The following is a 23,645-nucleotide window of genomic DNA, read 5'->3' as shown; positions in this document are numbered from 1 at the left end:
ACTGGGCACATCTGCAAGAAACTGGTCGGCTGTCAGGCCGCCATCGCGAGCAGGCTCACTCCTACAAGGATTCGGTGTGCACGCTTCGCTCCTCACCACTCAACAGGCCGAGCGTTAGCTCGCCTGCAGCTTTTGATCTTGAACTGCCCGCCCCGTCGGGAGGCTGAGTGGAGGCGTTCATCTGGGGGGTGGGCGCGTAGCGCCGTGCGGCGAAGCCGCACACATCGAGAGGAGGTCGAGCGAAGCCGACCGGAGGCGATGCCCCCAGATGAATGCCGGAGCGAAGGAACGCCGAGCCTTAGCGAGGGGCCGGACGTTGGGGCGAAGCCTTTTGGTTCCTTTTTGCTGGGCCGGCACTCCGGCGTCTGAAAAAGGGACTCGCTGTAAGAGCGAAACCATAAGTGGCCGTTACCGCAGGAATGGATATGTATAGCTCAGAGAAATAGGTCGGCTACTAGGCCGCCTTCGCGGGCAAGCCTCGCTCAGGTTGAACTGCGTACATCAGTAAAAGGCGCAGGCAAAAAAAAGGGCAACCGAAGTTGCCCAAAATGCCTTGCGTGCTCATTACATCCAGAAAGAACTACGGTTTACGCTTATGCGAATCCTTCCAGATAAAAAATCCGAACCCTGCGAAAAACAGAACCATGAGGCCGACTGTCAGCACCCCGGCGATCACCACGTTGTCGAAAAACATGACGGCTCTCCTGCACTTGCCCTGTTGCGATAGGGCTAAGTTAACCAATCAGGCAGAAGAGAAAATTGACCGGGATCAATGTCGCCCAAGACAGGGCGTAAAGGAGGGGAAATAACTGACCTACATCAACCGATGCAGGGTATTTCAACGCTTTTTCGGTTTGTTCTTCGGCTTTTTCTTGGCTTTACCCAACGGCATCGCCTGCTCAAACGCCTGCCGCACTTCATTCAGACGCTTTTCATTAAGGTCATGAACCCGCTTGGCGCGTTCGGAATTGAGATCAATCAGCTTGTCGTCTTGGCTCATGGTGCTCAGTACATCGTATGGCAGGGTTGTCACAATAATGCGGTCTCACGGCAGCGCTGACCAGCCACAACCTCAAATCTGGATATCGACCCACAACCCCTGGCGCGGCTGATCTTCCATCAACGGCGCCACCGGCACGGTATTGTCGGCATTGAGCTCGACACCCGGTACCGCGAGATGCTCCTCCGGGTCCTCATCGGCTTCACGACGCCGCCGTTCCCGCTCCTGCTTGCGCCGCTGTTCTTCGCGCAGCTGAAAAGCCGCTTCCTCGGGGTCGCGTTGTTGCAAGTCGATGGTGCTTTCGTTGGAGCTTTCCTGCACCGGCACGACAGGCGGAATATCCGGGCGCTGACGGATCGGGTCCTGCTGTGACGTGATCGGCACGGCACTCAAGGGGAGCATCGGTGGCAGCATAATTATTTAGTCTCCTGTCAGCATGCTGTCGGCTGCGGGGATGGCGACTTGAGCCATCGGTCGCAAACTGTGACCGGTTTGGCACCGATTGGTGCCCCGACCTGCAAGCATCGCGTCGCTGGGCTAACGTAAGAGTGCGAGTTTTTATGAGAGTCCTTTGGCCCTGAAGCCCTCATTCCGTTAAGATAGCCCGCTTTTTCAAGGTGGGAGTCAGGCAGCATGGCGCAGCAGTATCAACCGGGGCAACGCTGGATCAGTGACAGCGAAGCCGAGCTGGGTTTAGGCACCGTTCTGGCACAGGACGGCCGCTTGTTGACCGTGCTCTATCCGGCCACTGGCGAGACTCGCCAGTACGCGCTACGGAATGCGCCCCTCACCCGCGTGCGATTTTCGCCGGGCGACTCCATCACTCACTTCGAAGGCTGGAAACTGACCGTCCAGGAAGTCGACGACGTCGATGGCCTGCTGGTCTACCACGGCCTCAACGCGCAGAACGAAGTGGTCACCCTGCCGGAAACCCAACTGTCGAACTTCATTCAGTTCCGGTTGGCCAGCGACCGTTTGTTCGCCGGGCAGATCGACCCGCTGGCCTGGTTCTCCCTGCGCTACAACACCCTGGAACACACCAGCCGCCAGTTGCAGTCCGCGCTTTGGGGCCTCGGTGGCGTGCGTGCGCAACCGATCGCGCACCAATTGCACATCGCCCGTGAAGTCGCCGACCGCATCGCTCCGCGGGTTCTGCTGGCCGACGAAGTGGGCCTGGGCAAAACCATTGAAGCCGGCCTGGTGATCCATCGCCAACTGCTCTCGGGCCGCGCCAACCGCGTGCTGATCCTGGTGCCGGAGAACCTGCAGCACCAGTGGCTGGTCGAGATGCGCCGCCGCTTCAACCTGCAAGTCGCGCTGTTCGACGAAGAACGCTTCATCGAAAGCGATGCCGCCAACCCGTTCGAAGACACCCAGCTCGCGCTGGTTGCACTCGAGTGGCTGGTGGAAGACGAGAAGGCCCAGGACGCGCTGTTCGCCGCCGGTTGGGACCTGATGGTCGTCGACGAAGCGCACCACCTGGTGTGGCACGAAGACAAGGCCAGCCCTGAATACACGCTGGTCGAGCAACTGGCCGAAGTCATTCCCGGCGTTTTGCTGCTGACTGCGACCCCGGAACAACTCGGTCAGGACAGCCACTTTGCGCGTCTGCGCCTGCTCGACCCGAACCGTTTCCATGACCTGCACGCCTTCCGCGCCGAGAGCGAAAACTATCGCCCGGTGGCCGAAGCCGTCCAGGAGTTGCTGGACAAGGGGCGTCTGTCGCCTGAAGCGCACAAGACCATTCACGGTTTCCTCGGCAACGAAGGCGAAGCGCTGCTGGCCGCCGTCAACGATGGCGACATCGAGGCCAGCGCCCGTCTGGTCCGCGAACTGCTCGACCGCCACGGCACCGGCCGCGTGCTGTTCCGTAACACCCGCGCCGCCGTGCAGGGTTTCCCGGAGCGTAAACTGCATCCGTACCCGCTGCCGTGCCCGGACGAATACCTCGAACTGCCGCTGGGCGATCACGCCGAGCTGTACCCGGAAGTCAGCTTCCAGGCCCAGCCGGACGCCAATGAAGAAGAACGCTGGTGGAAATTCGACCCGCGCGTCGAGTGGCTGATCGATCAACTGAAGATGCTCAAGCGCACCAAAGTGCTGGTGATCTGCGCCCACGCCGAAACCGCCATGGACCTGGAAGACGCCCTGCGCGTGCGCTCCGGTATCCCGGCCACGGTGTTCCATGAAGGCATGAACATTCTTGAGCGTGACCGTGCCGCTGCCTATTTCGCCGATGAAGAGTTTGGCGCGCAAGTGCTGATCTGCTCGGAAATCGGCAGTGAAGGTCGTAACTTCCAGTTCTCGCACCACCTGGTGCTGTTCGATCTGCCGTCGCACCCGGACCTGCTGGAGCAGCGTATCGGTCGTCTGGACCGGATCGGCCAGAAGCACATCATCGAGCTGCACGTGCCGTACCTGGAAACCAGTCCGCAAGAACGGCTATTCCAGTGGTACCACGAGGCGCTGAACGCGTTCCTTAACACCTGCCCGACCGGCAACGCCTTGCAGCATCAGTTCGGCCCGCGCCTGCTGCCGCTGCTGGAAAATGCCGACGATGGCGAGTGGCAAGCGCTGATCGACGAAGCCCGTGCCGAGCGTGACCGTCTGGAAGCCGAGCTGCACACCGGCCGTGACCGCTTGCTGGAACTCAACTCCGGCGGCGCGGGCGAAGGTGATGCGCTGGTCGAGGACATTCTCGAACAAGACGATCAGTTCGCCCTGCCGATCTACATGGAAACCCTGTTCGACGCCTTCGGTATCGACAGCGAAGACCATTCGGAAAACGCCCTGATCCTCAAGCCGAGCGAAAAAATGCTCGACGCCAGCTTCCCGCTGGGCGACGAAGAAGGCGTGACTATCACTTACGACCGCAACCAGGCGCTGTCTCGCGAAGACATGCAGTTCATCACCTGGGAGCACCCGATGGTGCAGGGCGGCATGGATTTGGTGCTGTCCGGCTCGATGGGCAACACCGCCGTGGCATTGATCAAGAACAAGGCGCTGAAACCGGGCACCGTGTTGCTGGAACTGCTCTACGTCAGCGAAGTGGTTGCGCCGCGCTCGCTGCAACTGGGCCGTTACCTGCCGCCGGCCGCCCTGCGCTGCCTGCTCGATGCCAATGGCAACGACCTGTCGGGCCGAGTGTCGTTCGAAACCCTGAACGACCAGCTGGAAAGCGTGCCACGCGCCAGCGCCAACAAGTTCATCCAGGCCCAGCGCGATCAGCTGACGCCACGGATCAACGCCGGCGAAGAGAAAATCTTCCCGCGTCACGCCGAGCGGGTTGCCGAAGCGCAACGTCGTCTGGCGGCCGATACGGACGAAGAACTGGCGCGCCTGACCGCACTGCAAGCGGTCAACCCAACCGTGCGCGACAGTGAACTGGTTGCCCTGCGCAAACAGCGCGAGCAAGGTTTGGCGATGCTGGATAAAGCCGCGTTGCGACTGGAAGCGATTCGGGTGTTGGTGGCGGGTTAAACCGCCCTGCTCCACCGCTGAAACAAGAAGGCCCGCAGTGATGCGGGCCTTTTTTATTGCCAGTTATCTATCCGGTGATGCTGATGGCCCCTTCGCGAGCAAGCCCGCTCCCACATTGGAATGCATTTCAAAATGTGGGAGCGGGCTTGCTCGCGAAGGCGTTTATGCAGTCGCCGCTGTAACCTCAGGCTCAACCACCCCGACCAACCCTTCCTTCATCCGCTTCGCATCCCGAACAAAACACCGCGACGCCAAAAACAGAAACACCATGGTGAAAAACAGCGCCACCGGAATCAGGTACATCGCGTCATGCAATCCGACCGCCTTGAACGCCTCGGTCATCTGCTCGGCGCCTGCCGCAGCCATCGCCGTATGCGCGAAGTGGTCGGACAAACCGCCCACCACTACCGGCCCCAAACCACCGCCCAGCAAGTACAAGCCGGCGAAGAACAGCGCCATCGCCGTGGCCCGCAAGCGCGGTTCGACCACATCCTGAATCGCCGTGTAAACGCAGGTATAGAAGTTGTAAGCGAACAGCCAGCCCACACTGAACACCGCCACGAACACCCCAATCTCGATCCGCCCGGCATGCAGCGCCCACGCCGTGCACACAGTCGAGACGATCAGGCTGAACGCCGCAAACAGCAGTCGCCCACTGGCCACTCGCTGGTGAATCTTGTCGGCGACCCAGCCGCCGAGCGTCAACCCGAACAAACCGGTCACGCCGACGATCACCCCGGTCGCCACCGCCGCTTCCTGCAACGGCATCAGGAAGTAACGCTGCAGCATAGGCACCAGAAACGAGTTGCAGGCATAAGTAGCAAAGTTGAAGCACAACCCGGCCATGACCAGCCAAAGAAAGGTCGGCACCGCCAGAATTCGCCGGATCGGCTTGTCGACTTTCTCTTGCGAGACCTGCACGGTTTCCGCCGCGCCGCGCTTCGGCTCTTTAATGAAGAACATGAAGATCGCCAAAATCAGCCCCGGCACCGCTGCGATGAAGAACGGCGCACGCCAGCTGTCGAATGCTTTGACCATTGCGCCAATGGTGAAGAACGCCAGCAGCAGGCCCAGTGGCAGGCCGAGCATGAAAATGCCCATGGCCCGCGCGCGACGGTGAGCCGGGAACAGGTCGCCGATCAGCGAGTTGGCAGCCGGTGCGTAACTGGCTTCGCCGATGCCGACGCCCATGCGCACGATCAGGAACGCCCAGAAATTGCCCACCAGCCCATTGACCGCCGTCAGGCCACTCCACGCCGCCAGGCCCCAGCCCATCAGTTTGCTGCGCGAACCGGTATCAGCCATGCGCCCCAGCGGCAGGCCGGCAATGGCGTAAACGATGGTGAATGCAGTACCGATGATCCCCAACTGAAAGTCGCTGAGGTGCCATTCCATGCGGATCGGTTCGATGATGATGGCCGGGATGGTGCGATCGAAGAAGTTGAACAGGTTGGCCAGGAACAGCAGGAACAGAATGCGCCAGGCATTCGCCGCTTGGGTCGAGTTCTGCATGGGGTCCGTCTCTTTTATTGTTATTGGGGCCTCGCTGTCCCCGGAACCTCCAATCTAGTCAGGCCCGCTGGAGCTGTCTGTAATTATTCGTAATGCTGATACCAGCCCATGGCGCAACACCCTACCTGTGGGAGCTAGCCTGCTAGCGATAGCTTTTTATCAGTCACCAGATTCTTTGAATGTCAGACCGCAATCGTCGGAACACCGCCCGGAGCAGGCTAACTCCGACAAGGGATTTGTAGTGTGACTAAGGTCGGTGTTTTCACCGCCGCTGGTCGCCTTGAAAAATACCTTTGCGCCCCCCTTCCCAAGTCCACGGCGAAGCCTAGAATAGCGGCCTTGTCCACCCCACCGTGTCCCCCATCCCTCCTTTGATTATCGCCCATGTCCGAAGCCAGTCCGTGTCTGAACTGCGGTGCCTGCTGTTCTCATTTTCGCGTGTCTTTTTTCTGGGGTGAATGCACCTCGGCCGGGGGAACGGTGCCTGACGAGCTTGTCGCACCCATCAGCCCCAGCCGGGTGGCCATGCTGGGCACGGACTGCAAACCCACTCGCTGCGTCGGGCTGGTCGGCGAGGTCGGCAACACCGTGCAGTGCTCGATTTACGATCAGCGCTCCAGTACCTGCCGGGAGTTCGACGCATCTTGGGCCAATGGCGAGGCAAATGTGGATTGCGACGCGGCGCGGGCAGCCTTTGGGCTGCCGGCTCTGCAACCGGAGTTCGAACTCCCTTATGAGCAAATTGCCTAAAACCTGAGCCCACTAATTTCAAAATCATCGAGAGCAATATGCCACCACGGCTTGCACTCTTTGTATGACTTCTATACTCCACCACATTCGCCAGGGTTCATGGTGTCGGCAGGGACAAATACGAGGCGTCCGATGGATTGGCCTGCTTTATATTTCACGACTCAACTGCCTGAGACCGGCCAGGTCATCCTCAATTGCTCCCATAACCCCTTTCTGGTGTTGCTGGCTTATGTGGTCGCCTGTGCGACCGGCTTCGCCACACTGGACATCACCGAACGGGTCGGCCATGCCGAAAAATCCACGTCCCAACGACTCTGGCGCTGGATCGGCGCCGGGTGCCTGGCGGGCGGTATCTGGGCCATGCACTTTGTCAGCATGCTGGCCTTCCAGGTCCCGATCGAAATCCATTACCAGTTACCCATCACCCTGATCTCGTTGTTGTTTGCACTGACGGCCTCATGGCTGGCGATGCATACCCTCAGCCATCCTCATCTGACTTTCTGGCAAACCCTGCGGGCCGCGGTATGGATCGGCCTGGGTATCGCGACCATGCACTACGTGGGCATGGCCGCCATGCGCTCGAATGCGACGGCTTATTACAACCCCGCCCTGTTCGCCCTCTCTATCGTGATCGCGATTGGCGCCAGCCTGGCGGCCCTGTTGATTTCCCGTCATCTGCGCGAAGGCAGCGGCGTGGTTCATCAACTGCTCAAATACACCGCTAGCCTGGTGCTCGGAGCCGGCATCGTCAGCATGCATTTCACCGGCATGGCGGCGCTCAACCTGGTGCTTCCCATCGATAGTCCCCAGCCGCTGCCCAGCGACAACAACCACCTGCAACTGGGGCTGACGGTGGCGGTGATGACCTTGCTGATCATCGGCAGCAGCATCAGCGCGGCATTGGCCGACAAGAAGCTGCAACACAAGGATTCGGACCTCAAGCGGGTCAACACCCTGCTCAGTCAACTGGATCAGGCGCGCTTGTCGCTGCAACAGGTGGCGCACTACGACGCGCTGACCAACCTGATCAACCGCCGTGGCTTCAACCAGATTTTCGCCGAAAAACTGCTCGAAAAGACCAATGAAGGCGGCATGCTGGCGGTGATGTTCCTCGACATCGATCACTTCAAACGCATCAACGACAGCCTCGGCCATGACGCCGGCGATGAATTGCTCAAGGTCCTGGCCAGCCACATCAAGGGCACGGTGCGCAGCCACGACGATGTGGTGGCGCGCTTCGGTGGAGACGAGTTCTGCATCCTCATCGGCCTGCATGACCTTGAAGAAGCCCGGAACATGGCCCAGCGCATCATGCTGAAAATGAAAGACCCGATCGAGCTGGCCGGGCGCAGCATGGTCATGACCACCAGCATCGGCATCAGCGTTTTTCCGCAAGATGGTACGACCTGCGAGGAGTTGCTGAAAAACGCCGACCTGGCGCTGTACCAGTCCAAGGGCAGCGGGCGCAACGGGCTGCATTTTTTCAGTCCACACATGAGGGCCCGCGCCACACTGGAACTGCAAGTCGAAGAAGAATTGCGCGACGCCCTGCGTAAAGACGACGGGTTGATACTGTATTACCAACCGATCTATGACCTGAAAACCGGCCTGGTCACCAAACTCGAAGCGTTGATTCGCTGGCAACACCCGGTTCACGGGCTGCTGACACCGGATCGATTCATTGCGATTGCCGAGGCTAACGGCCTGATCGCCGAACTGGACAACTGGGTCTTGCGCAAGGCCTGCGAAGACCTTGGCGAACTGTCCCGCCAGGGGTGCGAAGACCTCAAGATCGCCGTGAACTGCTCGACCCTGAACCTTGCGCGCGAAGAGTTGGCCGATGAAATCGAGCACGCCCTGCGCGTCACCGGGGTGGCGCCACAACGGCTGGAAGTGGAAGTGACTGAAAACGCCTTGATGGGCAACCTTGCCAAGACCCTGGTGCTGTTGCGGCAGATTCGCGCCCTCGGAGTCTCGTTGTCGATCGACGACTTCGGCACCGGCTATTCATCCCTGGCCTACCTCCGGCGCCTGCCCCTGAACACTCTGAAAATCGACCGCTCTTTCATCCAGGACATTCCCAAGGCCACCCAGGACATGGAAATCGTCCAGGCCATAATCATGATGGCCCACACCCTGCATCTGCAGGTGGTCACCGAAGGCGTCGAAACCATCGAGCAATATGACTTCCTCAAACGCCAGGGTTGCGACTTTGTTCAAGGCTATCTGCTCAGCCGTCCAGTGCCTCTGACCGAATTGCCTGGGGTGCTGAACGAAATCAACCAGCGCAAACACCTGCGCATCGTCAGTCCCTTGAATCTGGCTTACGGTACATCCGCACTAACGTCGACGGATCCTTTTCCAAAAAGCCCTGCCCCCCATGCAGGCGCATCAGTTGTGCGGCCAATCCACTGATCGGCGTGGCCGAACCCTGTTCGCGGGAGAATTTCACCGCGGTGTCTAGGTCTTTAAGCAGCGTGCGCACGTGCCACTTCACTGGTTCGAAGCGACTCTCGGCCATTTGCGGGGCGAGGATCTGCAGCGGTTTTGAATCGGCGAACCCTCCCGCCAGCGCCTCGGCGATCAGGCTGGCGTCGACCCCGGAGCGCTCGGCCAGTGCCACCACTTCAGCAATCACCAGCGCATTGCAGGCAACAATCATCTGATTGCAGGCCTTGGTCACCTGCCCGGCGCCGACACCGCCCATGTGAGTCACCCGTTGACCGAGGTTCAGCAGCACCGGCCTGACTCGCTCAAGGTCTGGTGCTTCGCCGCCGACCATAATCGCCAGGCTGCCGGCCTCGGCGCCGACGACCCCACCGGACACCGGCGCGTCCAGCCAGCGCATGCCGCATTGGCTGGCCAGCGCCGATGCCATTTCCCGCGTCGCCGTCGGTTCCAGACTGGAAAAGTCCACCAGCAGCTGACCACTTTTCGCCCCCTCGGCAATCCCTGCCGGGCCGAAAACCACCTCGTGCACCACCGCCGTGTCCGCCAGACACAGCATCAGCACATCGGCGTGCTGAGCCAGTTCAGCCGCCGTTGCCACTTGCCGGGCACCGGCCTCGACCAACGCTGCGCATTTGGCCGGATTGCGATTCCACACCGTCAGCGGATACCCCGCCGCCAACAGACGCAGGCACATGGGCAAGCCCATCAGGCCGATTCCGGCAAAACTCAACGAAGGTAGGGTTGACATCATTTAGCCTCCTTTTGATTAAAGATCGCCGAATATTGGCCGATTCTTCATGACTAAGGAAAGGATTCCCCCGAGCGACGCTCAGGCTTTGTCCCTGACGCTTGGGCAAAATACGCGCTAAAAAAGTCGCGAGTTCCTATTCCGTGAAGGTTCGACGACACCGTGTCGCCGAGCTAACCAGCCCAGGTACATGGCGCCCAATGACTTCTAAAAATAATCCGGCCACTACGGTTTCCGACCTGACACTAAGCCCCGCGGCGAACAGCCCCTCATCGTCGAAGCCATTGATCCCGTCACGTCCGCTGGCCAGTCAGCAATACCTGTATTTCACCGAAACCAACACCGACCGCATCCTCGATAACCTCGATGGCCTGCGCGACATGGTGTTCCCGCGCCCACCGCACCTGGAAGGCGACAACGAACAGCACAGCGATCAGGAATTTCCCTCGGTGTGCCTGATCGGCCTCGGACGTTGCGGTTCCAACATCGCGCTCGACGTCGCGGAACTGGTGTACAACGCGCGCAAGTTCTACCTCAACGAATTCAACAACGAAGATCGCCTGTCGCCGGACAAACGCTACGCCGAAAAGGGCTACAGCCCGGCCCAGTGGATCCGCAACAACCTGCGCCTGGGGCCGAACAAGGCCACCAAACCGGTGTTCCTGGTCGAGCCGCTGGTGATGCTTGGCGACCTGGACAAAGACATCGCCGGTCGCATCCGCTTCTCGCGCAAGGGCGAAAAGAGCGGCTTCCTGCGCGACTACAGCAAAATGAAGATCATGGACTTGTCGGAAGTCCACGCCGGTGGCGCCGGTAACGCGCCGATCCTCGGTCAGTACCTGGCCAAGATCATCCTGAACAAGGACACCCAGCGTTTCTCCAGCCCTGACTGGAAGATGATTCACTCGTACCTGATCGACAGCTGCGGGATCAAGGCCAACCAGTCGCGCCTGTATTTCTCGATCTTCAGTGCCGGCGGCGGTACCGGTTCGGGCATGGCCTCGGAATTCGGCCTGGCCCAGCAGCACTCGTACATGAACAAGACGTTCGACACCAAGCCGATGGATGAACACGACGGCAAGAGCGGTCATTCCTTCGTCTTCGAGCCGATCTTCACCAGCGGCATCTGCGTGCTGCCGAACATTTCCGACCACCGCAGCGAAATGTCCGAGGCGTTGCACATCAACGCCGGTCGCCTGTTGTGCAAATACCTGTCGGAAGAGTGGGACTTCTCCTACAACTTCGCCAACGAAGACAGCAGCGAAGCCAGTGTCATGGGTCGGATCCGCCCCTGGAACGCCATGATGCTGATCTCCAACGACATCATGCGGTATGCCGAAGAAAGCGATGACGGCAACATTCAGAACATCGACGTCAACGCGATGGAAAAGCACGCCAACCAATACATCTCGCAGCAGATCTTCAACATTCTGACGGCGCAAGCGGTCACGACTGACTACGACCAGAACTATTTCCGTCGCGCCGGCATCGACATCGGCGAAACCATTCGCCTCGACGCCAATGACTTGTTCATGAGCCTGGCTGGCCCGGTGGCGATCGCCTACGCCGAGTCCGTGGTGCCGGAAACCCCGCCGCCGAGCAGCGACAAGTTCAAGGTATTCGAGAAAGAACCGCAGCGCCTGAACATCGACGACTTGTTCTTCCGTTCCATCGACCTGCCGCACTTCAACAAAGTGACCCAGGCGATCGAAGGCATCAGCCTGTTGCCGATCGAGTCCAAGCGCTATCGGGCTTCGCTGGAGCAGTACAAGAATTCCGGTTACGACGCGGCCGCGTTGCACGACCTGCACTTCTTCAAGAACTGCTCGTCGGTGGTGTCGATTGTCTCGCTGCCGAAAGACTACAAGCTGTCCTACATGGACCTGAACCGGTTGAAGACCCACCTCAACAGCCTGTTCCCGAACACCACGCTCAAGCGTTATGCGCTGGTGATCGGTGCTTCGGCCAACTTGTCGTTGACCACGCTGATCGCCAAGAGCCCATGCCTGTCGGACGATTTCCTGACGCTGATCGTGGCCTTCATCAAGCGCTGCTTCGCGAAGAACCCGTACCGCTTCGACGACACCCTGGATAACTCGATTCTCGACTTCATCATCAACGAAGACTTCGACGAAGACTTGATCGACGACCTGCTGAACGAGTTCGAGAACCCGGCGAAGATCCTCGACACCAACTGGTACGCGATCAAACCGATGTACGAGAAGAAGTACCGCGAGCTGATCAACGACAAGGACAAGTTCGTGTCGATCAACGACATTCGCCTGTCGCGCGATTGCGTGAAGAAGGCGATCAAGTACCTGCGCGAGATTTACCGTCACCGGATTGGCAAGACCAAGGTTATTTCGCTGAATAACCATACCGGTAGAACTGCTTAGTCAGTGACGGCCTCTTCGCGAGCAAGCTCGCTCCCACAGGGATCGCGTTCCTTCAGAAAGAATGCGAACCACTGTGGGAGCGAGCTTGCTCGCGATGGCGGCATCGGATTCACCACAAAACCCAACATCCAGAAACAATTAAGCAGCCCGAAGGCAGCTCAATAAACTGTTCCCGTTACGTTTACGTCACCCTCGCCAAGACCCTTCTGTGGCCTTTCTCTACGGCAACATGCCATCACGCTACTCACCTACACACTTTGAGTCGCCCGCCAGGCGCACCAACAAAGCGCAGGCAGTCAGCTCGTCGCCCTTTCCTGGATCAGAATCCAAGGCGAAACCACCACAGCCCACAGCTGCGGATCGCGTTCAAAAAGATCCAGCGCCCGCGTTTCAGAGAGCTTGGCGACCTTGTCGGCAGCCAGCCAGGCAGCCACTTTCTCGCCTTCATCCGTTGCAACAGCTTCGGCTGCGGCGATCAAATCCAGGCCGGGGTCGACCCACAATAGGGCACCCTTGGCAAAGAAGGGCTCCAACTCTTTCCACGTAATAGATGCGGTCTCACCAAGCAGCTTGGCATAGAGGGTGCTAGGTTCTTGATTCATGGGCGCTGTCCGGAAAAGAAATCGACGCGAATGATAACGTCGGTGGTCCGGCAGAAAAACCCGGATGCAATTGAGTCACCGAACGAAAAGCGCAGAAAAGCCAAGGAATGCTGATGAATCAAGCAATTAGCCAGCTAACATCCCGCCGCTATTCTGTCTTTTTCTTTCAATAAAGCGACACCCTCAGGTTTTGCCCCCCGGCGCCAGCTTCCCAGGCTGACAATTGGCGCTCTACACTGTACCGGTACAGTTGTCGGGGGCATTTTCCGGAGGATATCGAAGATATCTGACCCGGTTCTGCTGCTACGGCGCCAGGACTATAAAAACTACAACAGTAAGAGTGGAGCACTATGACTAAGGCTACTAAGCAGATTTCCAAACTGTTTGCCGCTATGGTTCTGGCCGGGGTTGCCAGCCATTCGTTCGCAGCTGACACCATCAAGATCGGCATCGCCGGCCCTAAGACCGGCCCTGTAGCCCAATACGGCGACATGCAGTTCAGTGGCGCCAAAATGGCCATCGAACAGATCAACGCCAAAGGCGGCGTAGACGGCAAGCAACTGGTCGCCGTTGAATACGATGACGCCTGTGATCCAAAACAAGCGGTAGCGGTCGCGAACAAAGTCGTCAACGACGGCGTCAAGTTCGTGGTCGGTCACCTGTGCTCCAGCTCCACCCAACCGGCTTCGGACATTTACGAAGACGAAGGCGTGATCATGATCACCCCGGCTGCCACCAGCCCGGACATCACCGCTCGTGGTTACAAAATGGTGTTCCGCACCATCGGTCTGGACAGCGCCCAAGGCCCTGCCGCCGGTAACTACATCGCCGACTTCGTAAAACCGAAAATCGTTGCTGTTCTGCACGACAAACAGCAATACGGTGAAGGCATCGCCACCGCCGTGAAGAAAACCCTGGAAGGCAAAAACGTCAAGGTTGCCGTGTTCGAAGGCATCAACGCCGGCGACAAAGACTTCTCTTCGATGATCTCCAAGCTCAAGCAAGCCAACGTCGACTTCGTCTACTACGGCGGCTACCACCCAGAGCTGGGTCTGATCCTGCGTCAAGCCCAGGAAAAAGGCCTGAAAGCCAAGTTCATGGGCCCGGAAGGCGTGGGTAACGACTCCATTTCGCAGATCGCCAAAGACGCTTCCGAAGGCCTGCTGGTAACCCTGCCGAAATCCTTCGACCAGGATCCGGCCAACGTCGCCCTGGCTGACGCGTTCAAAGCGAAGAAAGAAGACCCGAGCGGTCCGTTCGTGTTCCCGGCCTACTCGGCGGTAACCGTGATTGCCGACGGCATCAAGGCTGCCAAGTCCGAAGACACTACCAAAGTGGCTGAAGCCATCCACAAAGGCACCTTCAAGACCCCGACTGGCGACCTGAGCTTCGACGACAAGGGCGACCTGAAAGACTTCAAATTTGTGGTTTACGAGTGGCACTTCGGCAAACCAAAAACTGAAGCCAAGCCTCAGTAAGGCGTTGCCTGACTGACTGCCAATAAAGCCCACGGCGTGCCGTGGGCTTTGTTTTACGAATGTATTGGGCCGCGCTGGCGTGATCCGCCAGTCTCCCCACCTGAAAATCTCAAAACCGTCATCAGCGGTTCGCTGGCAAACCTCGCGTTCGAAGTGGATGCAGATCCACGGGGCTCGAGCGGGAAAATGACTCCACCAGTGAAATGCGTATCAGGTTTTTAGGAGCGCTGTAATGCCTGACATCTATCACTTCTTCCAACAGCTGGTTAATGGTCTGACCATTGGCAGTACGTATGCCCTGATCGCCATCGGCTATACGATGGTTTACGGCATCATTGGAATGATCAACTTCGCCCACGGCGAGGTGTACATGATCGGCTCCTACGTGGCGTTCATCGCCATCGCCGGGCTGACCATGATGGGACTCGACAGTGTTCCGCTGTTGATGACCGCCGCTTTCCTCGCGACCATCGTCGTGACCAGTGCCTACGGTTACAGCATCGAACGGATCGCCTACCGCCCCCTGCGCGGCAGCAACCGTCTGATCCCGCTGATCTCCGCCATCGGCATGTCGATCTTCCTGCAGAACACGGTTCTGCTGGCGCAAGACTCCAAGGACAAATCCATCCCCAACCTGATTCCGGGCAACATTGCTTTCGGGCCAGGTGGCGCACATGAAGTGCTGATTTCCTACATGCAAATCGTGGTGTTCGTGGTGACGTTGCTCGCCATGCTCGGCCTGACGCTGTTCATCTCCCGCTCTCGCCTGGGTCGTGCCTGCCGCGCCTGCGCCGAAGACATCAAGATGGCCAACCTGCTGGGTATCAACACCAACAACATCATCGCCCTGACCTTCGTCATCGGTGCCGCCCTGGCGGCCATCGCGGCCGTGCTGTTGAGCATGCAATACGGCGTGATCAACCCGAACGCCGGTTTCCTCGTCGGCCTCAAGGCCTTCACCGCTGCGGTACTGGGCGGAATCGGCAGCATCCCCGGCGCCATGCTCGGCGGGCTGGTGCTCGGTGTCGCGGAAGCCTTCGGTGCCGATATCTTCGGCGACCAGTACAAGGACGTTGTGGCGTTTGGCTTATTGGTTCTGGTGTTGTTGTTCCGGCCAACCGGCCTGCTGGGCCGTCCGGAGGTTGAAAAAGTATGACTAGGAATCTTAAACAGGCGTTGTTCAGCGCCTTGCTGGTGTGGGCGGTTGCCTACCCGGTACTGGGTCTGAAGCTGACCATCGTCGGCATCAACCTCGAAGTACATGGCACCAGCAACGCAACGCTGATCACCATCGCCGTGTGCTCGGTCCTGATGTTCCTGCGTGTGTTGTTCGATCAACAGATCAGCTCGGCTTGGCGCTCTTCGCCCAACATGCCGCTGATTCCGGCCAAGGCCAGTAACTTCCTGACCCTGCCGACCACCCAGCGCTGGATCATCATTGCGTTGATCGCCGGTGCCATGGTCTGGCCGTTCTTCGGCTCCCGTGGTGCGGTGGACATCGCCACCCTGGTGCTGATCTACGTGATGCTCGGCCTTGGCCTGAACATCGTGGTCGGTCTGGCCGGTCTGCTCGACCTGGGTTACGTCGGCTTCTACGCCGTCGGTGCCTACAGTTATGCGCTGCTGTCGCACTACTACGGTCTGAGCTTCTGGATCTGCCTGCCGATTGCCGGCCTGATGGCGGCCACGTTCGGCTTCCTGCTCGGCTTCCCGGTGCTGCGTCTGCGCGGTGACTACCTGGCAATCGTGACCCTGGGCTTCGGTGAAATCATCCGTCTGTTCCTGCGTAACCTGACCGATCTCACCGGTGGCCCGAACGGCATCAGCAACATCGAGAAACCAACGTTCTTCGGCCTGACCTTCGAACGCAAGGCTGCCGAAGGCATGCAGACGTTCCACGAGTACTTCGGCCTGGAATACAACTCGATCAACAAGGTGATTTTCCTGTACCTGGTTGCCCTGTTGCTGGCCCTCGGCGCGTTGTTCGTGATCAACCGTTTGCTGCGCATGCCGATCGGCCGTGCCTGGGAAGCGTTGCGTGAAGACGAAATCGCTTGCCGTGCGCTGGGTCTCAACCCGACGGTCATCAAGCTGTCAGCCTTCACCCTCGGCGCCAGCTTTGCCGGTTTCGCCGGCAGCTTCTTCGCTGCCCGTCAGGGCCTGGTGACACCGGAGTCGTTCACCTTCATCGAGTCGGCGATCATTCTCGCCATCGTCGTATTGGGTGGCATGGGCTCGCAGCTGGGCGTAATCCTTGCGGCCGTGGTGATGATCCTGTTGCCGGAAATGATGCGTGAGTTCAGTGAGTACCGCATGTTGATGTTCGGCGCCTTGATGGTGCTGATGATGATCTGGCGTCCTCAAGGCCTGCTGCCCATGCAACGTCCTCACATGGAGCTGCGCAAATGAGCCGCGAGATCCTTAAAGTAGAAAACCTGAGCATGCGCTTCGGCGGCTTGCTGGCGGTCAACGGCGTGGCCCTGACCGTAAAAGAAAAACAGGTGGTTGCGTTGATCGGCCCTAACGGCGCTGGCAAAACCACGGTATTCAACTGCCTCACCGGTTTCTACAAGCCGAGTGGCGGCAGCATCCTGCTGGACGGCGAGCCGATCCAAGGCCTGCCGGGCCACAAGATCGCCCTCAAAGGCGTGGTGCGCACCTTCCAGAACGTGCGGTTGTTCAAGGACATGACCGCGGTCGAGAACCTCTTGATCGCGCAGCACCGTCACCTGAACACCAACTTCCTATCCGGCCTGTTCAAGACCCCGGGGTTCCGCAAAAGCGAACGCGAGGCCATGGAATTCGCCGAGTTCTGGCTGGACAAGGTCAACCTCACCCAGTTCGCCAACCGCCCGGCCGGCACCCTCGCCTACGGTCAGCAACGTCGTCTGGAAATCGCCCGCTGCATGATGACCCGCCCGCGGATCCTCATGCTCGACGAACCGGCCGCCGGCCTGAACCCGAAGGAAACCGAGGACCTCAAGGCGCTGATCAGCATGCTGCGTGAAGAGCACAACGTCACCGTGCTGCTGATCGAACACGACATGAAACTGGTCATGAGCATTTCCGACCACATCGTCGTGATCAACCAGGGCACACCTCTGGCCGACGGCACGCCGGAACAGATCCGCGACAATCCTGAAGTGATCAAAGCCTACCTGGGGGAAGCGTAAATGCTGCAATTCGAAAACGTTTCCACCTTCTACGGCAAGATCCAGGCGCTGCACAGCGTCAACGTCGAAGTCCGCCAGGGCGAGATCGTGACCCTGATCGGCGCCAACGGTGCCGGCAAGTCGACCCTGCTGATGACGCTCTGCGGTTCGCCGCAAGCCCACAGCGGCAGCATCCGCTACATGGGTGAAGAGCTCGTCGGTCAGGACTCGTCGCAGATCATGCGTAAAAGCATCGCGGTCGTGCCGGAAGGTCGTCGGGTGTTCGCCCGCCTGACCGTGGAAGAGAACCTGTCCATGGGCGGATTCTTTACCAACAAGGGCGATTATCAGGAACAGATGGACAAGGTTCTCGGACTTTTCCCACGCCTGAAAGAACGCTTCGCCCAGCGCGGCGGCACCATGTCCGGCGGCGAACAGCAAATGCTCGCCATCGGCCGTGCGCTGATGAGCAAACCCAAACTGCTGCTGCTCGACGAACCATCGTTGGGCCTGGCACCGATCATCATCCAGCAGATCTTCGACATCATCGAACAGCTGCGCAAGGATGGCGTGACCGTGTTTCTGGTAGAGCAGAACGCCAACCAGGCGCTGAAAATTGCCGACCGTGCCTACGTTCTGGAGAACGGCCGGGTGGTGATGACCGGCACTGGGGAAGCACTGCTGACTGATCCGAAAGTGCGCGAGGCGTATCTGGGGGGTTGAGTCTTTGCGCTAAACAAAAAACGGCCTTCGGGCCGTTTTTTTGTGGCTGACATAAGCGGTTATAACGATGAAGATCCCCTGTGGGAGCGGGCTTGCTCGCGAAGGCGGAGTGTCAGTCGACAAAAATGCTGAATGACACACCGCCTTCGCGAGCAAGCCCGCTCCCACAGGGATTGTGGTGTTTTGAGTTTTTTAAAAAAGTTTTGCACTGGGCTGTAACGCATCGCGATGACCTCTCTCTAGAGGGGTAAGCCAGCACAAACACGGCTTACCAAAACTCAAACAACGGAGAAACATCATGACTGCTACCACCCGCACCCTGTCCGCCACCGCCCTCGTTCTGGCCCTTGGTTCTGCGCTGAGCATGACCGCTGTCTCCACTGTCCAGGCCGCCGACAACAGCAACATGGAAAAATGCTTCGGCGTGGCCATGAAAGGTCATAACGATTGCGCGGCTGGCGCTGGCACCACGTGCGCAGGCACCGCGAAAACCGACTACCAGTCCAACGCCTGGAAACTGGTTCCTAAAGGCACCTGCGCCACCACCGAAAGCAAGACTTCGCCGACCGGTTTCGGTCAGATGGAAGCCTTCAAAGCCAAAGCCTGATCCCCCTGCCAGCCTGAGTGTCGACCATGAACAATTCACCGTTCGGGCTCCCGCCCCGCGCCGGGCTGGGGCTCAAGACCGGGCACTTGCGTGAAGTGCTCGGTTCACAACCGGACATCGGTTTCTTCGAAGTCCACGCCGAAAACTACATGGTGGCCGGCGGCCCTTTTCATCACTATCTGGGGTTGATCCGCGAGCAGTATCCGCTGTCGCTGCATGGCGTTGGCCTGTCCATCGGTGCCGATGGTCCGCTGGATATTCAACACCTGCAACGCCTTGCCGAGCTGATCGAGCGCTATCAACCCCACTCCTTTTCCGAACACCTGGCCTGGTCCAGCCATGGCCCGGTGTTCCTCAATGACCTGCTGCCGCTGGCCTACGACAACGCCACGCTGAACCGCGTCTGCGAACACATTGATCAGGTGCAAACCGCGCTCAAACGCCCAATGCTGCTGGAGAACCCGGCGACGTACCTGGCGTTCAAGCGGTCGACGATCGATGAAGCCGACTTCATCAGTGAAGTCATTCGCCGCACAGGCTGCGGGCTGTTGCTGGACGTGAACAACGTCTATGTGTCGAGCATCAATCATCAACGCGATCCTATGGCCTACATCAATGCCTTGCCCCTTGACGCGATCGGTGAGATTCATCTGGCCGGATTTGCCGAAGACACCGACAGCCTCGGTGACCGTCTTCTGATCGACGATCACGGCGCCCCCATCGATAACGCCGTGTGGGCTCTGTACGTGCAAGTGCTGGAACGCGTCGGCCCGATAGCGACGCTGATCGAGCGCGACAATCAGCTGCCGGCCTTCAGCGTGCTGCACGCCGAAGCGCGTCAGGCCGATGAATTGTTGCTGTGCGCCGAGGTCCGGTCATGAGCAATCACGCCGATTTCGCTGCTGCATTACTCAATCCGCAACTGCCCTGCCCCGACGGATTAATCAGTGCCAATGGCGCCGATCCGGCCAGCCGTTTTGCGGTGTATCGCAACAATGTGCAGGGCTCGTTGATCAACGCGCTGGCGGACAGTTACCCGGTGGTTTTGCAATTGGTCGGCGATGAATTCTTCCGGGCCATGGCTGGTATTTATGTGCAAGGCACCCCGCCCCGCAGCCCGTTGATGAATGAATACGGGCATGATTTCGCAGACTTCATCGAAGGCTTTGCACCCGCGGCCAGCGTGCCTTATCTGGCCGATGTCGCCCGACTGGAGCGCCTGCGCGTCATCGCCTATCACGCGGCTGATGCGCGGCCCCTGGGGCATGAGCAGATCGCCCCGGCGCTTGCCGACCCGCAAGCCCTCAGCGAGTTGACCGTTGAACTCCATCCCTCCCTCAACCTGCTGGATTCTGCCTTCGCCGTGGTCGCAATCTGGGCCGCGCATCAAAAGGAAGCGACGCTGGCGGGGATTGATCTGAACCTTGGTCAACACGCGCTGGTGCTGCGCAATGGCCTGGACGTTGAAGTATTCGCCATCGATCAAGGTGCCAGTGCGTTCATCCAGAACCTGCAGAACGGCCTGTCATTGATGCAGGCGCTGGAAGCCGCCCCCGCTTTCGACCTCAGCCAAACCCTGGCGCTGCTGATCAGCCGCAACGCCATCACTCACTTGCATAACAACAAGGCATCGACATGAATATCCGCACCGAATCACAGAACCCCATCGTTCGCGCCATCGCGCTAATGGAGATGATCCCCCACAGCCTGATCGCCTTTATTGCGCGCTTCTCGATTGCGGCGGTGTTCTGGAAGTCCGGGCAAACCAAGGTCGAAGGCCTGGCCATCGACCTGGTTGACGGCTCCTTCCAGCTTGGCGTGCCGCATCTGGCGGACTCGACCATCCCGCTGTTCCAGAGCGAGTACCACGTGCCGTTGCTGTCCCCGGAACTGGCGGCGCACCTGGCCGCCTTCGCCGAGCATTTCTTTCCGATGCTGATCCTGATCGGCTTCGCCACGCGGTTTTCGGCGTTGGCCTTGCTGGGCATGACCCTGACCATTCAACTGTTCGTGTACCCCGACGCCTACCCGACCCATGGCACTTGGGCGGCGGTGCTGCTGTACCTGATGGCGACCGGACCGGGCAAATTGTCGATCGATCACCTGATCGCCCGACATTTCGCCCGCTAAACACTTTCCCCTGTAGGAGTGAGCCTGCTCGCGATAGCGGTGTGACATCCAGCATTGATGTTGACTGATACTCCGCTTTCGCGAGCAGGCTCACGCCTACAAGAGATTGGGGGGGGCGGCTATTGTTGGAGACGCGCCAAGGCCTCGCCGCTGCGTTTGAACCAGTCGATGAGATAGTTCGCCAACACCTGCGTGCGTTTCGGCAGGCCGCCCTGATACGGATGCACCAGGTACATCGGCATGCTCCGCGTCTGATAATCGCGCAGGAGCCAGCGCAATCGCCCGTCAGCCAATTCCGTTTGCAGCAGGTAAGAAGGCAACCGCGCAATGCCAGCACCCGCCAGCGCTGCTTTTTTCAGCAGGCTGTAGTGATTACTGGCAAACGGCCCCGACACCCGCACCCGCAGCAACTCGTGCTGTTGGTGATACAGCCATTCTTCACGACCGCTGTAATGGCTGTTCAGCAGACAACGATGGTCGGCCAATGCCTGGGGCATCTGCGGCTCACCGTACTGTTCGAGATAGGCCGGGCTGGCGCAGGTCATTTCGTGCCAGGCCAACAACGGACGTGCGACCAGTCGTTGGTCATTGGCCACTTCGGAGCGGATGGCCAAGTCAAAACCGTCTCGGGACAAATCGTGAAAGCTGTTATTGAGGTCCAACTCAATCTGCACCTCGGGATATTTGCGGGAAAACTCCAGTAGCAAGCCATCGAAGAAGGTCTCCCCCAGCGAGACCGGAACCGTCATGCGCACCGGCCCTGCCATGTCGTCCTTCAATCGCGCCAATGCCTGACGCGCCTTCTCGACTTGTACCACCAGCGCCTGAGCTTGAGGCAACAGCGCCGCGCCCGCCGCCGTCAAACTCAAACGGCGGGTGGTGCGTTGCAACAGGACCACCGAGAACCGTGTTTCCAGCAAGCTGATGCGCTTGGACAACTGCCCCTTGCTGCAGCCCAATTGCTGCGCCGCCAGGGTAAAACTGCCCGCTTCGATCAACACCGCGAACGCTGCCAAATCATCCATCTCGCTCATGGATTGTTTCCATTTGAAAACCAAAGATTGCCTATTAGCGCGCTTATCAACGGAAAAAACCACTCTAGACTGCAACCTCGTTCAACCACTTCGAGGAACAGCACGATGAAAATTCTTTTGATAGGCGCAGGCGGCACCATCGGTTCAGCGGTCGACAAGGAACTGTCCCAGCGCCACGACATCATCCGCATCGGCCGTAACAGCGGTGATTTCAATGTGGATATCAGCGACAGCGCCTCGATCCGCAAGCTGTTCGAGCAAACCGGCAAATTCGATGCGCTGGTCTGCGCAGCCGGCAACGTCACCTTCGCGCCACTGGATGAAATGAGCGAAGACAGCTTTGCCCTGGGTTTGAAAGACAAGCTGATGGGCCAGGTCAACCTGCTGCTGATCGGCCGTGAATTCGCCAATGACGGCGCCTCGTTCACCTTCACCACCGGCGTGCTCAGCCACGACCCGATTCGCAGCGGCGCCTCGGCGGCATTGGTCAACGGCGCGCTGGACAGTTTCGTGCGTGCGGCGGCCATCGAACTGCCTCGCGGCTTGCGGGTGAACTCGATCAGCCCGACCGTTCTGCTCGAAGCCATGGGCAGTTACGCGCCGTACTTCCGGGGCTACAAGCCGGTTCCCGCAGCGGATGTGGCGTTGGCCTACGCCAAAAGTGTGGAAGGCTTGCAAACAGGTCAGACCTTTCACGTGGGCTGACACACCAGTCTCACTGTAGGAGCGAAGCTTGCTCGCGAAAGCGATGTGTCATTCACGACGATGCTGGATGTACTGGCCCCTTCGCGAGCAAGCTTCGCTCCTACGGGAGATCGAACATCGCCGGGGTTGTGATGAACGGTCAGGCTGCGTAACGTGGCGGCACTTGTCTGGAGAGCCAAAGATGCGTGTTGCCCGTTCCTTAGTCCTTGTTGCCCTGCTTCCGCTGTTTGCCGCCTGCCAATTGTTTGATGGCCCGCGTGAAAATGCCTCCCATGTCAGCCAGACCCGCCTGCAGGGCCAGTTGACGGCGGCGGACGGCAAACTGCTGTTCCAGCCGTGCAATGAGCAGCGCAGTTATGTGGTCAACGACACCGGCGGCACCAGCGTCCTGCAAGAGGCCGCGACCCTTGCCGATGCCCAGGGCAAGCTGTTCGCCGACGTGCGCGGGCGAATTGTCGATAGCCGTCTCGATCTTGAGCAGCTGTACCGTGTCGAACGCTCAGGCACCGCGTGCGACGATCCCAATTTCAAACTGCTGATCCTGCGCGCCGCCGGCCACTCGCCGGACTGGAACGTCAAGGTCAGCGGCAAAGGCATGGTCATCGACCGCGCCGGCCAGCCGCCCTTGGCCGTGCCTTACGTTGAAGAACAGCTGGGCGATGGCCGTTTCAATCTCAGCACCGAAGCCAATAACCAGCACATCGAACTGTGGGTCGCGCCGCAACGTTGCGTCGACAGCACCACCGGCAGCGTCCAGCACATGAGCGCCGAACTGCGCGTCGACGGCCAGGTTCAGCGTGGTTGCGGGTATTTCGGCGGATCGCGTAACGACTGATCGTTTTAGCCTCACGGGAATCATTCTTTGAGGCTTATAATC

The 23,645-nt window shown here is 59.3% G+C and carries 22 protein-coding genes; 15 read left to right on the top strand and 7 right to left on the bottom strand.

Annotation, left to right across the window (positions count from 1 at the left end; translation table 11 throughout):
• Positions 1 to 580 precede the first annotated feature (580 nt).
• From ccoM to ACA068_RS07410, 3 genes are all read right to left on the bottom strand, one after another.
• Positions 581 to 694, bottom strand: coding sequence for a cytochrome c oxidase subunit CcoM (gene ccoM, locus ACA068_RS07420; RefSeq protein WP_010462558.1), 114 nt, complete (start codon positions 692 to 694; stop codon positions 581 to 583).
• A 144-nt stretch (positions 695 to 838) separates the two neighbouring features.
• Positions 839 to 1,000: a hypothetical protein gene (locus ACA068_RS07415; RefSeq protein ID WP_007935839.1), complete on the bottom strand. Its 162-nt coding sequence runs from the start codon at positions 998 to 1,000 to the stop codon at positions 839 to 841.
• 72 nt (positions 1,001 to 1,072) lie between these two features.
• Positions 1,073 to 1,414, bottom strand: a complete 342-nt coding sequence (locus tag ACA068_RS07410; protein ID WP_403098763.1) for an aspartate-semialdehyde dehydrogenase — start codon at positions 1,412 to 1,414, stop codon at positions 1,073 to 1,075.
• Between the two features lie 219 nt (positions 1,415 to 1,633).
• Here ACA068_RS07410 and rapA point away from each other — a divergent pair, with 219 nt between their 5' ends.
• On the top strand, positions 1,634 to 4,480 hold the full coding sequence (gene rapA / locus ACA068_RS07405) for an RNA polymerase-associated protein RapA (RefSeq protein ID WP_497308782.1): 2,847 nt from the start codon (positions 1,634 to 1,636) through the stop codon (positions 4,478 to 4,480).
• A gap of 162 nt (positions 4,481 to 4,642) precedes the next feature.
• Here rapA and ACA068_RS07400 read toward each other — a convergent pair whose 3' ends face one another.
• A complete protein-coding gene (locus ACA068_RS07400) occupies positions 4,643 to 5,992 on the bottom strand; it encodes a spinster family MFS transporter (protein WP_497308780.1) in 1,350 nt (449 codons plus the stop codon).
• Between the two features lie 384 nt (positions 5,993 to 6,376).
• Here ACA068_RS07400 and ACA068_RS07395 point away from each other — a divergent pair, with 384 nt between their 5' ends.
• Both ACA068_RS07395 and ACA068_RS07390 read left to right on the top strand, forming a co-directional pair.
• Entirely contained in the window at positions 6,377 to 6,742 is a 366-nt protein-coding gene (locus ACA068_RS07395) for a YkgJ family cysteine cluster protein (protein WP_497308778.1), read from the top strand.
• 132 nt (positions 6,743 to 6,874) lie between these two features.
• Positions 6,875 to 9,157 (top strand): putative bifunctional diguanylate cyclase/phosphodiesterase, encoded by a 2,283-nt coding sequence (locus ACA068_RS07390; RefSeq protein WP_497308776.1) that lies wholly within the window; start codon positions 6,875 to 6,877, stop codon positions 9,155 to 9,157.
• Here the strand turns inward: ACA068_RS07390 and ACA068_RS07385 are convergent.
• Positions 9,048 to 9,944 (bottom strand): NAD(P)-dependent oxidoreductase, encoded by an 897-nt coding sequence (locus ACA068_RS07385; RefSeq protein WP_497308774.1) that lies wholly within the window; start codon positions 9,942 to 9,944, stop codon positions 9,048 to 9,050. The genes ACA068_RS07390 and ACA068_RS07385 overlap by 110 nt on opposite strands.
• Positions 9,945 to 10,141: 197 nt before the next feature.
• On the opposite strand from ACA068_RS07385, the gene ACA068_RS07380 reads away from it, so the two are divergent.
• Positions 10,142 to 12,337 (top strand): hypothetical protein, encoded by a 2,196-nt coding sequence (locus ACA068_RS07380; protein WP_497308772.1) that lies wholly within the window; start codon positions 10,142 to 10,144, stop codon positions 12,335 to 12,337.
• 296 nt (positions 12,338 to 12,633) lie between these two features.
• Here the strand turns inward: ACA068_RS07380 and ACA068_RS07375 are convergent, their stop codons facing one another.
• Entirely contained in the window at positions 12,634 to 12,939 is a 306-nt protein-coding gene (locus ACA068_RS07375; protein ID WP_403098749.1) for a DUF2288 domain-containing protein, read from the bottom strand.
• A 350-nt stretch (positions 12,940 to 13,289) separates the two neighbouring features.
• Between ACA068_RS07375 and ACA068_RS07370 the strand changes: the two genes are divergently transcribed.
• The 9 genes from ACA068_RS07370 to ACA068_RS07330 all read left to right on the top strand — a co-directional run bounded on the left by ACA068_RS07370 (position 13,290) and on the right by ACA068_RS07330 (position 21,029).
• Positions 13,290 to 14,417: a branched-chain amino acid ABC transporter substrate-binding protein gene (locus tag ACA068_RS07370; RefSeq protein WP_497308769.1), complete on the top strand. Its 1,128-nt coding sequence runs from the start codon at positions 13,290 to 13,292 to the stop codon at positions 14,415 to 14,417.
• 232 nt (positions 14,418 to 14,649) lie between these two features.
• Positions 14,650 to 15,573, top strand: a complete 924-nt coding sequence (gene livH / locus ACA068_RS07365; RefSeq protein ID WP_219096865.1) for a high-affinity branched-chain amino acid ABC transporter permease LivH — start codon at positions 14,650 to 14,652, stop codon at positions 15,571 to 15,573.
• Positions 15,570 to 16,826, top strand: a complete 1,257-nt coding sequence (locus tag ACA068_RS07360; RefSeq protein ID WP_497308767.1) for a high-affinity branched-chain amino acid ABC transporter permease LivM — start codon at positions 15,570 to 15,572, stop codon at positions 16,824 to 16,826. The genes livH and ACA068_RS07360 overlap by 4 nt, the downstream gene beginning before the upstream one ends.
• Entirely contained in the window at positions 16,823 to 17,590 is a 768-nt protein-coding gene (livG, locus tag ACA068_RS07355) for a high-affinity branched-chain amino acid ABC transporter ATP-binding protein LivG (protein ID WP_497308765.1), read from the top strand. Before ACA068_RS07360 ends, livG begins: the two co-directional genes overlap by 4 nt.
• Positions 17,591 to 18,292 carry an ABC transporter ATP-binding protein gene (locus ACA068_RS07350; protein ID WP_083374874.1) on the top strand — a complete coding sequence of 234 codons (702 nt, stop codon included), beginning with the start codon at positions 17,591 to 17,593 and terminating at the stop codon, positions 18,290 to 18,292.
• A gap of 298 nt (positions 18,293 to 18,590) precedes the next feature.
• The gene (locus tag ACA068_RS07345) at positions 18,591 to 18,899 is read left to right on the top strand and encodes a BufA1 family periplasmic bufferin-type metallophore (protein ID WP_497308763.1); all 309 of its coding nucleotides are present in this window, start codon (positions 18,591 to 18,593) and stop codon (positions 18,897 to 18,899) included.
• Between the two features lie 26 nt (positions 18,900 to 18,925).
• Positions 18,926 to 19,780, top strand: coding sequence for an MNIO family bufferin maturase (gene bufB / locus ACA068_RS07340; RefSeq protein ID WP_497308761.1), 855 nt, complete (start codon positions 18,926 to 18,928; stop codon positions 19,778 to 19,780).
• Complete coding sequence (locus ACA068_RS07335) at positions 19,777 to 20,538, top strand: HvfC/BufC N-terminal domain-containing protein (RefSeq protein ID WP_497308759.1); 762 nt, start codon at positions 19,777 to 19,779, stop codon at positions 20,536 to 20,538. The genes bufB and ACA068_RS07335 overlap by 4 nt, the downstream gene beginning before the upstream one ends.
• Positions 20,535 to 21,029, top strand: coding sequence for a DoxX family protein (locus ACA068_RS07330; RefSeq protein ID WP_497308757.1), 495 nt, complete (start codon positions 20,535 to 20,537; stop codon positions 21,027 to 21,029). Before ACA068_RS07335 ends, ACA068_RS07330 begins: the two co-directional genes overlap by 4 nt.
• A gap of 119 nt (positions 21,030 to 21,148) precedes the next feature.
• On the opposite strand, the gene ACA068_RS07325 is transcribed toward ACA068_RS07330, so the two are convergent.
• Entirely contained in the window at positions 21,149 to 22,063 is a 915-nt protein-coding gene (locus ACA068_RS07325) for a LysR family transcriptional regulator (RefSeq protein WP_497308755.1), read from the bottom strand.
• Between the two features lie 105 nt (positions 22,064 to 22,168).
• On the opposite strand from ACA068_RS07325, the gene ACA068_RS07320 reads away from it, so the two are divergent.
• Both ACA068_RS07320 and ACA068_RS07315 read left to right on the top strand, forming a co-directional pair.
• On the top strand, positions 22,169 to 22,768 hold the full coding sequence (locus ACA068_RS07320; RefSeq protein WP_497308753.1) for a short chain dehydrogenase: 600 nt from the start codon (positions 22,169 to 22,171) through the stop codon (positions 22,766 to 22,768).
• Between the two features lie 181 nt (positions 22,769 to 22,949).
• Complete coding sequence (locus tag ACA068_RS07315; protein ID WP_497308751.1) at positions 22,950 to 23,603, top strand: COG3650 family protein; 654 nt, start codon at positions 22,950 to 22,952, stop codon at positions 23,601 to 23,603.
• Positions 23,604 to 23,645 lie beyond the last annotated feature (42 nt).

The sequence above is a fragment of the Pseudomonas sp. LBUM1660 genome (assembly GCF_059695935.1).
Note: the sequence above shows the minus strand (reverse complement) of the source record. Positions and strands in the feature narration are given on the sequence as shown.